The organism is Streptomyces sp. NPDC096013 (assembly GCF_044763565.1).
In the GTDB taxonomy this organism is placed as follows: Bacteria; Actinomycetota; Actinomycetes; order Streptomycetales; family Streptomycetaceae; genus Streptomyces.
In genome coordinates, this window is sequence record NZ_JBIWGK010000002.1 from 1 (window position 1) to 12,643 (window position 12,643).

A 12,643-nucleotide genomic window follows, 5' to 3' on the forward strand; every position below is an offset into this window, starting at 1 on the left:
ACCCTGGGGGGGGGGGGGGCGGGGGGTGGGGGGCCGCGCGCCTGGGGGGGCGTTTGATCTCGCCAAAACAAAAAAGGGGGGGCGGCCGCCGCTGGGCGGCCGCCCCCTTCACACCGTCACTGATGGCTCGGTGCGCTGCCCGGCCGGAGCCGGGCGGACGTGTCAGTCGCCGAAGATGCCCTGGAACGTGCCGCGGTCCCACTTGTGGTCCGTCTTGCTGGTCGAGGCGTAGACGGGGCCGACGTGCTCGATGACACCGGCGAACATGGTGTTGTCGGTGTGCCCGTAGCCCTTCGAGCCGGTGCCCGCGACGACCCCGTCGTCGTCGTGGGCGAGGGCGGCACCGGCACCGCCGAGCAGGATGCCGACGGTGAGGACGGACGCGGTCAGGGCGGAACGCATACGCATGACTACTCCCAATGATCTCTGGACGACGCACCGGAAAACAAGCACGCCGGTCGGTTCGACACCGCAAACGATCACTGAGAACGCCGTACCGGCGCGCCGCCGCCACGTGAATCACCCCCCGATTCACCCGAACGTGAACCTGCCAGGAGCCATAAGCACCGCTGTACAGGGGTATCCGCACGCACCCCAGGGGCATCCGGTACGTCCGTCACGACATCGCCGCCGACCTGTCCGTCGGCCGTCCGACCGAACGGGCGGAGCTAGGCCGTGTCCGCAAAGTCCCGCCTGCCTCGCGACGCCCGGCACGCACGCTCGCCGCACCGCCCGGAAGCCCAAGTACGTCCAGTACGGGGGCTTCCGGGCGGCACACCGAGCGCACGCACCGGACGCCGCGAGGCCCGCCCTCCGGGCGGACGACGGGACTTTGCGGACACGACCTAGGGGTTCCGAGGGGTCAGCCGCAGCGACAGCCCGTCCAGGACGACATCGAGGCCGTAGGCGAACTTGGCGTCGCGCAGGGCCACCGGATCGGTGGGCGTGGCGGCCGACTCGGCGTAGGAACTGGCGAGATGGGCGTGACCGGCCGCCGCCTGCTGCGCGGCCGGCATCAGGCGGGCGATGAACTCCGCCTCGCTCTCCCCGGACCGCGCGACCGTGGTCAGCCAGGCGGCCTCGGTCGTGCTCATCCCGATGGTGTACGACAGCACGGCGTCGATCGCGCCGCTCGGCTCGGCGAAGCCGACGGCCGTGAACAGCGCGGCGAGCCGCTCGCTGAAGGCCATGAGGTTCGGGCCGAGGTAGGCGAGTCCGGCCTGCCCGAGCACCGAGGACAGCCAGCGGTGCCGTAGCGCGGTCGTACGGAAGGAGGCCGCGGCCTCGGTGACGGCGGCGCGCCAGTCGGCGGCGTCCGCGGCCGGGACGTGGATCTCGGCGGCGACCTCGTCGACGGCCAGCTCCATCAGCTCGTCCTTGGTCGCGACATGCCGGTAGAGGGAGGTCGCGCCGGCGTTGAGGCGGGCGCCGAGCTTGCGCATGCTCAGCGCCTCGATGCCGTCCGCGTCCAGCATCGCGATCGCCTCGCGGACGATCGCGGCGCGGCTCAGCGCGGGCTGGTCGGGTGCGCGCTGCTCGCGGGCCCACACGGAGGGGATGGGCTTCGTCCTGGCGGCCATGGGGCTCCTTCGTGCGGGCTGTGCGGGCGTTGCGGGTCGTGCGTACGTCGTTCGCGTCCAGCGTACAGAGTGCAGGCATTGCGCACACTGTTCCGCTGTGCGTACAGTGTTCGCATCGAAGGAACGGTGTACGCACGACCGGTCGATGTGCGTGATCTGAAGGGAAGCCCCATGGAAACCCGAAACCCGCGACGCTGGTGGATTCTCGTCGTGCTGTGCCTCAGCTCGCTGGTGCTGGTGGTCGACAGCATGGCGCTGACCGTGGCGGTGCCGTCGATGACCGAGAGCCTCGGTGCGAGCGCCCAGGACACGCAGTGGATCCTCGACTCCTACATCCTGGTCTTCGCCGGCCTGCTGCTGACCTCCGGCAGCCTCGGTGACCGCTTCGGCCGGCGGAAGGTGATGCTGATCGGGCTGGTGCTGTTCGGGGCGGCGTCACTGGCGGCCACGTTCTGCACGAACCCCGGCGAGGTGATCGCCGTACGGGTGGCGATGGGGGTGGGCGGGTCGCTGATCATGCCCTCGACGCTCTCGATCCTCATCACCGTCTTCGACGCGGAGGAACGCGGCAAGGCGATGGCGGCTTGGGGTTCGGTGTCGATGCTCGCGCTGGTCGGCAGCCCGGTGCTCGGCGGCGTCCTGATCGACCACTTCTCGTGGCACTCCATCTTCTTCCTCAACGTGCCGGTCGTGGCGCTCGCGTTGGTGGCCGGTGTGACGCTGATGCCGGAGTCCAAGGGGCCCTGGCAGAAGCCGGACCCGCTGGGTGCGGTGCTGTCGGCGGTCGGTATGACGGCGTTGATCTGGTGGATCATCGAGATCCCGCAGCACGGCGCGTTCGGCGGCCGGGGCCTGGTCACCCTCGCGGTGGCGGTGGTGGGCCTGGCCGGATTCGTGATCTGGGAGAACGTCACGCCGACCCCGATGGTCCCGCTGGTCCTCTTCAAGCACCGTGATTTCAGCGGCGGTTCGCTCTCCCTGACCCTGGTCCAGATCGGCAACGGCGGGCTGCTGCTCGTCCTCACCCAGTACCTGCAGTTCGTCCTCGGCTACTCACCGGTGAAGGCGGGCCTGGCCTTCGTCCCGATGGCGGTCACCGCGCTGGCCGGTAACGCGGCGGGCGCCAAGTTCACGGTGAAGTACGGCCACCGCTACCTCATCCTGGCGGGCATGCTGGTGATGGCGTCCTCCTTCGTCCTGCTGACGACGGTCACCGCGGACACCGGCTTCACCGTCCCCGCGGTCGCCCTCGGCCTCCTCGGCCTGGGCGCGGGTCTCGCGATGCCGGCGGCGGTGGGCGCGCTCATGGGCACGATCCCGGAGGACAAGGCGGGCGTCGGCTCCGCGCTCAACGACACGATCCAGCAGGCGGGTACGGCCCTGGGCATCGCGATCCTCGGCTCCCTCCTGTCGAGCGGCTTCGCCGACGAGATGCCCTCCGGTACGTCCGACACGGCCCGCCACTCGATCGGCGGGGCGCTGGCCGCGGCGCACGGGGACCCGGGGCTGATCCGGACGGCTCGCGAGGCGTTCACCAACGCCATGTCAACGACCTTCATGGTCAGCGCGGTCGGGGTCGTGGCGGCGGCGGTACTGGCGGCTGTGGTGATGCGGGACGGGAAGGGAAAGCCGATGACCGAGGCCCAGGAGAAGCCGGCGGCAAGCGAGTTGGCCGCCTGACCCGGGCGGGCTCACCTCACACGGAGCGCGAGGCCGTCGCCCACAGCGGGCGACGGCCTCGCCGCGTCCGGCGGGGGGTCGTCCCAAGTGGCCGTAAGCGAGAAGGAGTTCGACGATGCCCGAAGAGATCCCGATCACCGGTGACCGGTGCGGCCACGTCGTGGCTCACAAGGCCCTTTCCATGCAGACCAGTTGATCCCGGTCGTCCCATGACGCGGTGACCGTGAAGCCGAGCCGTTCGTACAGTGCGATCGCCCCGGTCCGCCACTTCCACACCGACAACCGCACGGCGCCCGCACCGCTCTCCGCCGCATGGGCGAGCGCCGCACCGAGGAGATCCGAGGCGACACCCCGGCCCCGGAACGCCGGTTCCGTCCAGAGCCGCTTGATCTCCGACCGCCCGTCGACGGGGGCGGTCACCACCAGACAGCCCACCGCGGTGCCCCCGCTCACGGCCACGAGCACGACGTCGTCGACGAACGCGGTCCGGGGGTCCGAGATCTCCGCCCGGTACCGGTCCGGCAGCCCGTCCACCTCGGCGACGGGCACCCCCTTCTCGGCCTCCGTCCGCAGGTGGTACGCCGCCAGCAACGGCCCCACCCCGTCCTCGGCGGAGAGGGCCGGGCCCGGTCGACGGACGATGGAAACCTCGCGCTGATCAGCCATGACGTCAAGTATCCAGGGGTGAGGAGGCGATGGGTCCGACATCGAGGACGGTGCCGTGACGCCCCGGACGACGCCACGGCATGATTCCGCCGCCTCCGAGCCTCAACTCACCCCACGCTCACCGCACTCCATGCCGCGCCCACCGCGGCGTACTCCGGACTCCCCACCCCGTAGAGGTCCTTGGCCGCGTTGAGGGTCGCCGTCCGGGCTCCGGCGTAGTTCGTTGAGGACGTCATGTAGACCGTCAATGCCCGGTACCAGATGGCCCCCAGCTTGTTCCGCCCGATGCCGCTCACCGAAGAGCTGTTGCACGTGGGCGAGTTGTAGCTCACGCCGTTGATGGTCTTCGCTCCGCTGCCCTCCGCGAGGAGGTACGCGAAGTGGTTCGCGACGCCCGACGAGTAGTGGACGTCCAGGTTCCCGACCGACGAGCTCCAGCAGTCCGCGGAATTGCCGTCCTTGGAGGGCTGGTCCATGAACCGCAGCGCCGCCTTGCCGAAGCCCGCCCGCACGATCTTCTCGCCGATGAGGTAATCGCCCGGGTCGGAGGAGTTGTTGGCGTACCACTCCACCAGCGTGCCCATGATGTCCGAGGTCGCCTCGTTGAGCCCGCCGGACTCGCCCGAGTACGTCAGCGCCGCCGTTTTGGAGGTCACGCCGTGCGACATCTCGTGCCCGGCGACATCCAGCGCCACCAGCGGACCGAGCTGCGTCCCGTCACCGTCGCCGTACGTCATGCAGAAGCAACTGTCGTCCCAGAAGGCGTTGTTGTAGCTGTTGCCGTAGTGCACGCGGTTGTACGACCCCTTGCCGTCGCCCGCGATGCCGTTGCGGCCGTGCACGTTCTTGTAGTAGTCCCAGGTCTCGTCGGTGCCGTACTGCGCGTCGACCGCGGCCGTGGAACGGTCCGAACTCGCCCCGGTTCCCCAGTGGTTGTCGGCGTCCGTGAAGAGCGTGGCCGGGGCGCGGCTGATGCAGATGCCGAGGATGCACAGGTCGGTCTTGTTCGCCGCGTCACCGGTGTAGGTGCCGCCGCGCGTGGCGTCCTTGAGCTGATACGTCGACCCCGACAGCGTCGTCTCCAGCGGCACCGTCCCGCTGTACAACGACTTCCCGTCACCGGCCGCCGTCTCCACACTGTCCCAGGCGTCGATCTGCGCGCCGGTCCTGGCATCGGTCAGCACCGTGCGGGCGACCGGGTTGCCGAGCGAGTCCTTGGCGACCGCGTTCGTCCGCCAGGCGAGCTTCGGGGTGCCGTGCAGGGCGTCGACTATCAACTCCGGCTTGGCCGTTACGCTCTTCAGCGCCTCGCCGAGATTCGCCGCCCGCAACGCGTTCACCGCCAGGTCCGCCGCCTTCGGGGCGGCCACCTTCGGCGTCACGGACGACAGGGATATGGAGTTCCGGGTCGCGCGGTCGGCGCTCCGGTAGGCGCCGTTGGGCGCCAGGTGGACCACGAAGTCGCCGCCGAGGACCGGGAGTTGGCGGTAGGTGCGGTCGTAGCGGACGTGCTGCGTGCCGTCCGCGTCGACGATCACGTCACGGACCGACGTGTCCTCCGAGGCCGTGAGCCCCAGGCTCGCGGCGTGCGCCACCAGCGCGGAGGCGGCGTGCGCGATCGCGTCGGCCCGGGTCGGCCGGTCGGCCGCGTGGGCGGTGGGGGCGAGGGTGGCGGCCAGCAGGGTCGCGGCACCGACGGCGACACCGGCCGTGGCGAGCCGGGAACCCCGGACACGCCGTGCTTGACTCATCGTTCTCATCGGTCTCCTCGGGAACGAAAGTGGGGGAGGGGAGAGGGAGTTGATGTTGACTTAGATTTAAGGGGGCATGACATGTCGTGTCCATAGCGCGTGCAAAGACTCCTGAGCACCCGCACCCCGTTCCCACTCACCCCCCCGCACCACTCACCCCCGGCCCCGGCACCCGGGTCAAGGAGAGAGATGACGCCGCCACCCCTCCCCTTCTTCGTCTACGGCACCCTCCGCCCCGGCGAGCCCAACCACGACCTGTTCCTGCGCGGCCGTACGCACTCCGAAGAGCGGGCACGCCTCCACGGCGCCGCCCTCTACGACGGCCCCGGCTACCCGTACGCCGTGGCCGCCCCCGGCGCGGTGACCGTCGGCGAACTCGTCACCGCGCACCGCGAGGCCTACCCCCAACTCCTCAGGGAACTGGACCGGCTTGAGGAGTACATCCCCGGCGACGCGCGCAACCTCTACGAACGCGTCGAGCGCGAGGTCGCCCGCGACAGCGACGGCACGGCCGTCCGCGCCTGGGTGTACCTCGCCGCCCCCGCCGTCACCGCCCGGCTCCGCGCCCACGGCAGGCTGATCGAGGGCGGCGACTGGACCGACCGCCGCTGACGGGACCTCAGCGGGCGGACGCCAGCGCCCGTGTGACGCCGGTCTCCTTGTGCCCGAGGAACGTCGGATCGGGGTGGAACACCACGTCCAGCGCCGCCTTGCCGGCCGCCAGGACCTCGCGGGTGCCGCCGTAGTACCAGGTCACGTTGTGCGACTCGTCGACCCCGACGCCGTACGAGGTGACGCCCGCCGCGTCGCACAGGGCGACCGCGCGCCGGATGTGGAAGTTCTGGCTGATGAGGACCGCACTGTCGACGCCGAAGATCTTCTTCGCGCGGACGCAGGAGTCCCAGGTGTCGAAACCGGCGTAATCGGTCACCACGCGCGCGCGGGGCACCCCGTGTCGCGCCAAGTAGACGCGCATCGCGTCCGGTTCGTCGTAGTCCTTGCGGCTGTTGTCGCCGGTCACCAGGACGACCTTCACCCGGCCCTCCCGGTACAGCGTCGCCGCCGCGTCCAGCCGGTGCGCGAGATACGGCGACGGCTCGCCGTCCCACAGCCCGGCCCCGAAGACCACGGCGACGTCCGTGCGCGGCGCGTCCTGGACGGTCCGCAGCCGGTCGGCCGTCGCCACCCACAGCCAGGTGGCCGGAAGCAGCGCGAGGACACACCCGGCGGCCACCACCTGCACGAGCTGCCGCCATCCGGCACGCGTGCGCGGCAGCCGTGGTCTGCGGAGTTCCAGGCGACGCATGAGAAGGGCCCCTCCCGTTCGGGTTCGACAGTCACAGACGCGCCGTGACCCGCCGCGGTTCTCACACCGCCCGGCACCCCACCGTGAACCCCCGGAAAAGACCCGTGTCCCCAGTGCAACGGGATGGCAACCTCCCCCCGCCACCATCACTTCATGACGCCGTCGAACCCACCCCGCGAGGACCGCACCCCTGGCAGCACGCCCACCCTCGTCCTGGTGGCCCACGGCAGCCGCGACCCGAGAGCCCTGCACACCGTACGAGCCCTCCAGGCCCGCGTCCGCGCCCTGCGCCCCGGGCTCCCCGTCCACCTGGGGCACATCGAACTGAACGAACCCCGCCTCCCGGACACCCTCGACCGACTCCCCACCCGGGAGGCGGTCCTGGTTCCCCTCCTCCTGTCCCGCGGCTACCACGTGAAGCAGGACATCCCCGAACTGGCCGCCCAGGCACAGGCACACGCGCGCGTGGCACCCCCTCTGGGCCCCCACCCCCTCCTGGTGGAGACCCTCCACGACCGCCTGGTGGAGGCGGGCTGGCCCCCAAGGCCCCGCAAGGCGAGCGCCGTGGTCCTGGCCGCGGCGGGCTCCCGGGACCCGGAGTCGACGCTGGACACCGCCCGCACGGCCCACCTCCTGTCCGCCCGCCTGGGCGTCCCGGTGCTCCCGGCCTACGCCTCGGCGGCGACCCCCACCGTCCCCGAGGCAATCCACACCCTCACCACCCGCGGCCACCACAGGGTGGCGGTGGCCTCCTGCTTCACGGCCCCGGGCCGCTTCGCGACCCAGTGCGCGAACGCCGCCCCGTGGATCGCTTCCGCTCCGCTGGGAGCCCACCCCGCGATGGCGAGGCTGATCCTCCACCGCTACGACCAGACCCTCGCGGCAACGGCGCCCATGCGACCGGAACTGGCCTCGACCTGAAACGAGCCCCAACACACCCGCGCCCGCCGCCAATCCGCACCGGGCAACCGCTTACGCGCCCCTCAACTCCCGAATTGTCACTGCCGCCGCTTACTGTCGAAGCATGGACGGCACAGCACCACCCCCCGCTTACGACCCGACGTCAGTCGACCGCTGGGCGGCCGAGCCCGACAAACGCCCCGGCCGCACCGCCTTCCAACGCGACCGCGCCCGCGTACTGCACTCCGCCGCCCTGCGCCGCCTCGCGGGCAAGACCCAGGTCGTCACCCCAGGCACTCGCAGCCAGGCCTGGGACGCCAGCCCCCGCACCCGTCTGACCCACTCCCTGGAGTGCGCCCAGGTGGGCCGCGAGCTGGGCGCCGCCCTCGGCTGCGACCCGGACCTCGTGGAGGCCGCCTGCCTCTCCCACGACCTCGGTCATCCCCCCTTCGGCCACAACGGCGAACAGGCCCTCAACGAATTCGCCGACGACTGCGGCGGCTTCGAGGGAAACGCGCAGTCCCTGAGACTCCTCACCCGCATCGAACCGAAGCGCTTCGTGAGAAGTGACACGACGGACGAGATGGTGAGCGTCGGCCTCAACCTCACCCGGGCCACCCTGGACGCGGCCACCAAGTACCCCTGGCCGCGCGGAGCCCGCCCCACCGACCCCGCGTCCCCCAAGTTCGGTGTCTACGAGGACGACAGGCCCGTCTTCGACTGGGTCCGCAAGGGCGCCCCCGGCACCCGCACCTGCTTCGAGGCCCAGGTGATGGACTGGTCGGACGACGTGGCGTACTCGGTGCACGACGTGGAGGACGGCCTGCACGCCGGCCACATCGACCCGAACTACCTCCACGCCGAGCCGGAGCGCCAGGAGGTCTTCCAGGTGGCCATCGGCCGCTACGTCCCGGCGGACACCGACCCCGCCGAACTCGCCGAAGCCCTGGACCGCCTCCAGGACGAGCCGTGGTGGCCGCACGGCTACGACGGCTCGGCCGTGGCGCAGGCCCGCCTCAAGGACGCCACCAGCCAGCTCATCGGCCGCTTCTGCCTGGCCGCCGAGACCGCCACGCGCGCGGCGTACGGCACCGGCCGCCTCACCCGCTACGACGCCGAACTCGTCGTACCGCGGGAGGCGCGGCTGGAATGCGCGGTCCTCAAGGCGGTCGCCGACCGGTATGTGATGCAGCGTGCGGAGCAGGCGCGGATCCGCGCCGACGAGCGGATCGTGGTCGCCGAACTCGCCGAGGCGCTCACCACGCGCGCGCCCGACGGGCTGGAGCCGCAGTTCCGCGCGCAGTTCGACGAGGCGCCCGACGACCGCGCCCGCAAGCGGGTGATCGTGGATCAGATCGCCTCGCTGACGGACGCGTCGGCGCGGTCTCTTCACGCGCATCTCACATCACTGGGGCACAGTGACGCGAAACAAGCCCGAATGTGACCCTCCGTGGCCTGATCGGGCCACACCCCCTTCCCGCATCACGCTGCGTGCGGGACGCTCGCATATGGCGGCATCATTACGAGGAGGCATCAAGTGGTCGACGCGGATCAGACGTTCGTCATCATCGGAGGAGGCCTGGCCGGCGCCAAGGCGGCCGAGACGCTCCGAGCGGAGGGCTTCACCGGCCGCGTGATACTGATCTGCGACGAACGCGACCACCCGTACGAGCGTCCGCCGCTGTCCAAGGGCTACCTCCTCGGCAAGGAGGAGCGCGACAGCGTCTTCGTGCACGAACCCGCCTGGTACGCGCAGAACGACATCGAACTGCACCTCGGCCAGACCGTCGACGCCGTCGACCGTGCGGCGAGGACGGTCCGCTTCGGGGACGACGGCACCCTTGTCCACTATGACAAGCTGCTCATCGCCACCGGCTCGGAGCCCCGCCGCCTCGACATCCCGGGCACGGACCTCGCCGGCGTCCACCACCTGCGCCGCCTCTCGCACGCCGAGCGCCTCAAGAACGTGCTGGCCTCCCTCGGCCGGGACAACGGCCACCTGGTGATCGCCGGCGGCGGCTGGATCGGCCTGGAGGTCGCCGCGGCGGCCCGGGAGTACGGCGCCGAGGTCACCGTCGTGGAACCGTCCCAGACACCGCTGCACGGCGTCCTCGGCCCCGAACTGGGCCAGATCTTCGCCGACCTGCACGCCGAGCACGGAGTGCGGTTCCACTTCGGCGCCCGGCTCACCGAGATCGTCGGCCAGGACGGCATGGTGCTGGCCGCCCGCACCGACGACGGCGAGGAGCACCCGGCGCACGACGTCCTCGCGGCCATCGGCGCGGCCCCGCGCACCGCGCTCGCCGAGGCGGCGGGCCTCGACCTGGCCGACCGCGCGCACGGCGGCGGCATCGCGGTCGACGAACGGCTGCGCACCTCCGACCCCGACATCTACGCGGCCGGTGACGTGGCCGCCTTCCACCACGCCCTGTTCGACACCCGCCTCCGGGTGGAGCACTGGGCGAACGCGCTCAACGGCGGCCCGGCGGCGGCCCGCGCGATGCTCGGCAAGGACGTCACCTACGACCGCGTGCCCTATTTCTTCTCCGACCAGTACGACCTGGGTATGGAGTACTCCGGCTGGGCGCCCCCGGGCTCCTACGACGAAGTGGTGATCCGGGGAGACGCGGGCAAGCGCGAGTTCATCGCCTTCTGGATGAAGGAGGGCCGGGTGCTGGCCGGGATGAATGTGAATGTGTGGGACGTCACAGAGCCCATCCAGCAGCTCATCCGCTCCCGGGCGCGGGTGGACACCGAGGCCCTCGCGGACCCACACGTTCCGCTGGACAGCCTGGGCGCCAAGAGCTCCTCGTAGTCACTGCTGTCAGTCCGGCCCCGTAGAATTCACGCGTGGCAGGACGGATCAACGACGAGGACGTGAAGGCGGTTCGGGACGCGGTCCCGATCGACGCCGTGGTGTCCGAGTACCTCCAGCTGCGGAACGCGGGCGGCGGCAACCTCAAGGGTCTCTGCCCGTTCCACGACGAGAAGTCGCCGTCCTTCCAGGTCAGTCCGAGCAAGGGTCTCTTCCACTGCTTCGGCTGCCAGGAGGGCGGCGACACCATCACGTTCGTGATGAAGGTCGACCACCTCACGTTCTCCGAGTCGGTCGAGCGCCTGGCCGCCCAGGCCGGCATCACCCTGCGGTACGAGGAGGGCGGGTACAACCCCTCCCACCAGCGCGGCGAGCGCATCCGCCTGGTCGAGGCCCACAAGGTCGCCGCCGACTTCTATGTGGAGCAGCTCGCCGTCAGCCCCGAGGCGGACGCCGGCCGCAAGTTCCTCGCCGAGCGCGGCTTCGACCAGTCCGCCGCCGAGCACTTCTCCGTCGGCTACAGCCCGCAGGGCTGGGACCACCTCACCAAGTACCTCCGCGGCAAGGGCTTCAGCGACAAGGAGATCCTGCTCTCCGGCCTCGCCCAGGAGGGCCGCCGCGGCCCCATCGACCGCTTCCGCGGCCGTCTGATGTGGCCGATCCGCGACATCGGCGGCGAGGTCGTCGGCTTCGGCGCGAGAAAGCTCTACGAGTCGGACAACGGCCCGAAGTACCTCAACACGCCCGACACCGCGATCTACAAGAAGTCGCAGGTCCTCTACGGCATCGACCTCGCCAAGAAGGACATCGCGAAGTCCTCCCGCGCGGTCGTCGTCGAGGGCTACACGGACGTCATGGCCTGCCACCTCGCCGGAGTCACCACCGCCATCGCTACCTGCGGCACGGCCTTCGGCGGCGACCACATCAAGATCCTCCGCAGGCTCCTGATGGACAACGGCTCGGCGCGCGTGATCTTCACCTTCGACGGCGACGCGGCCGGCCAGAAGGCGGCCCTGCGCGCCTTCGAGGACGACCAGAAGTTCGCCGCCGAGACGTACATCGCGATTGCCCCGGACAACATGGACCCCTGCGAGCTGCGCCTCGCCAAGGGCGACGCGGCGGTCGCCGACCTCGTCGAACCCCGCACCCCGCTCTTCGAGTTCGCGCTCCGCCAGATCGTCGTCCGCTACGACCTCGACACCCCCGCGGGCCGCGCCGCCGCCCTGGACGAGGCCGCCCCGATCGTCGCCCGCATCAAGAACAGCGGCGCGCAGCACGAGGTGGCCGTCCAGCTCGCCGGCATGCTCGGCATCCTGGACACCCAGTTCGTGGTCAAGAGGGTCGCCCAGCTGGCCCGTTGGGCCCGCGACCGCGGCGGCAAGGGCCCCGCACCGGCCAGGGGCGCCGACCGGCAGCAGTACGACACCGCCCCGCGCACCGCCACCGGCGGCCCCGCCCTCACCCTCCGCAACCCGGTCTTCGCCACCGAGCGCGAACTGCTCAAACTCGCCCTCCAGCGCCCCGACCTGGTCTCCCCGGCCTTCGACGCGTACGGCGTCGACGAGTTCACCGCTCCGCCCTATGCCGCCGTACGCGAGGCGATCATGGAGGCGGGCGGCGCCGAGTACGGCCTTCAGGACGCCCAGGACTATCTGGTCCGGGTCCGCGAGGCCGCCCCGGACGACGCCGTCCGCGCGATGGTCACCGAGCTGGCCGTCGAGGCGATCCTGCGCCGCACGGTCGACGAGAACTACGCGGGCGAACAGCTCGTCACCGTCCGCCGCAGAGCCGTGGTCCGCCGGATCCGCGACATCCAGGGCACGCTGACCCGCCTGGGCAGCCTCGGCGACTCCGCCGAACTGGCCGCCGTACAGAACGAGTTGTGGGTGCTCCAGCAGTACGACCAGGCACTCCAGGTGCACGGCGCCACAGCGCTCTGAGCACG

General features: G+C 71.0%; 11 protein-coding genes. 6 read left to right on the plus strand and 5 right to left on the minus strand.

The annotated features are described in order from the left end of the window. Positions 1-162: 162 nt before the first annotated feature. Together ACIRB1_RS07495 and ACIRB1_RS07500 are read right to left on the minus strand one after the other, a co-directional pair. Positions 163-408 (minus strand): hypothetical protein, encoded by a 246-nt coding sequence (locus tag ACIRB1_RS07495; RefSeq protein WP_352182735.1) that lies wholly within the window; start codon positions 406-408, stop codon positions 163-165. A gap of 437 nt (positions 409-845) precedes the next feature. Next, positions 846-1,580, minus strand: coding sequence for a TetR/AcrR family transcriptional regulator C-terminal domain-containing protein (locus ACIRB1_RS07500; RefSeq protein ID WP_352185554.1), 735 nt, complete (start codon positions 1,578-1,580; stop codon positions 846-848). A 171-nt stretch (positions 1,581-1,751) separates the two neighbouring features. Here ACIRB1_RS07500 and ACIRB1_RS07505 point away from each other — a divergent pair, with 171 nt between their 5' ends. After that, entirely contained in the window at positions 1,752-3,260 is a 1,509-nt protein-coding gene (locus ACIRB1_RS07505; protein ID WP_352185555.1) for an MFS transporter, read from the plus strand. 165 nt (positions 3,261-3,425) lie between these two features. Here the strand turns inward: ACIRB1_RS07505 and ACIRB1_RS07510 are convergent, their stop codons facing one another. Then, entirely contained in the window at positions 3,426-3,926 is a 501-nt protein-coding gene (locus ACIRB1_RS07510) for a GNAT family N-acetyltransferase (protein ID WP_403464920.1), read from the minus strand. Positions 3,927-4,033: 107 nt separating this feature from the next. Beyond that, positions 4,034-5,677, minus strand: a complete 1,644-nt coding sequence (locus ACIRB1_RS07515; RefSeq protein WP_352185557.1) for a M4 family metallopeptidase — start codon at positions 5,675-5,677, stop codon at positions 4,034-4,036. A gap of 189 nt (positions 5,678-5,866) precedes the next feature. Here ACIRB1_RS07515 and ACIRB1_RS07520 point away from each other — a divergent pair, with 189 nt between their 5' ends. Then, complete coding sequence (locus ACIRB1_RS07520; RefSeq protein ID WP_403464921.1) at positions 5,867-6,289, plus strand: gamma-glutamylcyclotransferase family protein; 423 nt, start codon at positions 5,867-5,869, stop codon at positions 6,287-6,289. 7 nt (positions 6,290-6,296) lie between these two features. Here ACIRB1_RS07520 and ACIRB1_RS07525 read toward each other — a convergent pair whose 3' ends face one another. Continuing rightward, a complete protein-coding gene (locus ACIRB1_RS07525; protein ID WP_403464922.1) occupies positions 6,297-6,983 on the minus strand; it encodes a vancomycin high temperature exclusion protein in 687 nt (228 codons plus the stop codon). A 153-nt stretch (positions 6,984-7,136) separates the two neighbouring features. Between ACIRB1_RS07525 and ACIRB1_RS07530 the strand changes: the two genes are divergently transcribed. The 4 genes from ACIRB1_RS07530 to dnaG all read left to right on the plus strand — a co-directional run bounded on the left by ACIRB1_RS07530 (position 7,137) and on the right by dnaG (position 12,638). Then, positions 7,137-7,904: a sirohydrochlorin chelatase gene (locus tag ACIRB1_RS07530; RefSeq protein ID WP_403464923.1), complete on the plus strand. Its 768-nt coding sequence runs from the start codon at positions 7,137-7,139 to the stop codon at positions 7,902-7,904. 103 nt (positions 7,905-8,007) lie between these two features. Next, the gene (locus ACIRB1_RS07535; RefSeq protein WP_352185561.1) at positions 8,008-9,327 is read left to right on the plus strand and encodes a deoxyguanosinetriphosphate triphosphohydrolase; all 1,320 of its coding nucleotides are present in this window, start codon (positions 8,008-8,010) and stop codon (positions 9,325-9,327) included. Between the two features lie 93 nt (positions 9,328-9,420). Next, positions 9,421-10,698 carry an NAD(P)/FAD-dependent oxidoreductase gene (locus tag ACIRB1_RS07540; protein WP_403464924.1) on the plus strand — a complete coding sequence of 426 codons (1,278 nt, stop codon included), beginning with the start codon at positions 9,421-9,423 and terminating at the stop codon, positions 10,696-10,698. A 35-nt stretch (positions 10,699-10,733) separates the two neighbouring features. After that, the gene (gene dnaG, locus ACIRB1_RS07545) at positions 10,734-12,638 is read left to right on the plus strand and encodes a DNA primase (RefSeq protein WP_403464925.1); all 1,905 of its coding nucleotides are present in this window, start codon (positions 10,734-10,736) and stop codon (positions 12,636-12,638) included. The last annotated feature ends 5 nt before the right edge of the window (positions 12,639-12,643 follow it).

Coding starts and splice junctions, on each gene's coding strand:
- ACIRB1_RS07500 (WP_352185554.1), bottom strand. CDS start 1,580: ATGGCCGCCAGGACGAAGCCCATCCCCTCCGTGTGGGCCCGCGAGCAG.
- ACIRB1_RS07525 (WP_403464922.1), bottom strand. CDS start 6,983: ATGCGTCGCCTGGAACTCCGCAGACCACGGCTGCCGCGCACGCGTGCC.
- ACIRB1_RS07515 (WP_352185557.1), bottom strand. CDS start 5,677: ATGAGTCAAGCACGGCGTGTCCGGGGTTCCCGGCTCGCCACGGCCGGT.
- ACIRB1_RS07505 (WP_352185555.1), top strand. CDS start 1,752: ATGGAAACCCGAAACCCGCGACGCTGGTGGATTCTCGTCGTGCTGTGC.
- ACIRB1_RS07530 (WP_403464923.1), top strand. CDS start 7,137: ATGACGCCGTCGAACCCACCCCGCGAGGACCGCACCCCTGGCAGCACG.
- ACIRB1_RS07535 (WP_352185561.1), top strand. CDS start 8,008: ATGGACGGCACAGCACCACCCCCCGCTTACGACCCGACGTCAGTCGAC.
- ACIRB1_RS07520 (WP_403464921.1), top strand. CDS start 5,867: ATGACGCCGCCACCCCTCCCCTTCTTCGTCTACGGCACCCTCCGCCCC.
- ACIRB1_RS07495 (WP_352182735.1), bottom strand. CDS start 408: ATGCGTATGCGTTCCGCCCTGACCGCGTCCGTCCTCACCGTCGGCATC.
- ACIRB1_RS07510 (WP_403464920.1), bottom strand. CDS start 3,926: ATGGCTGATCAGCGCGAGGTTTCCATCGTCCGTCGACCGGGCCCGGCC.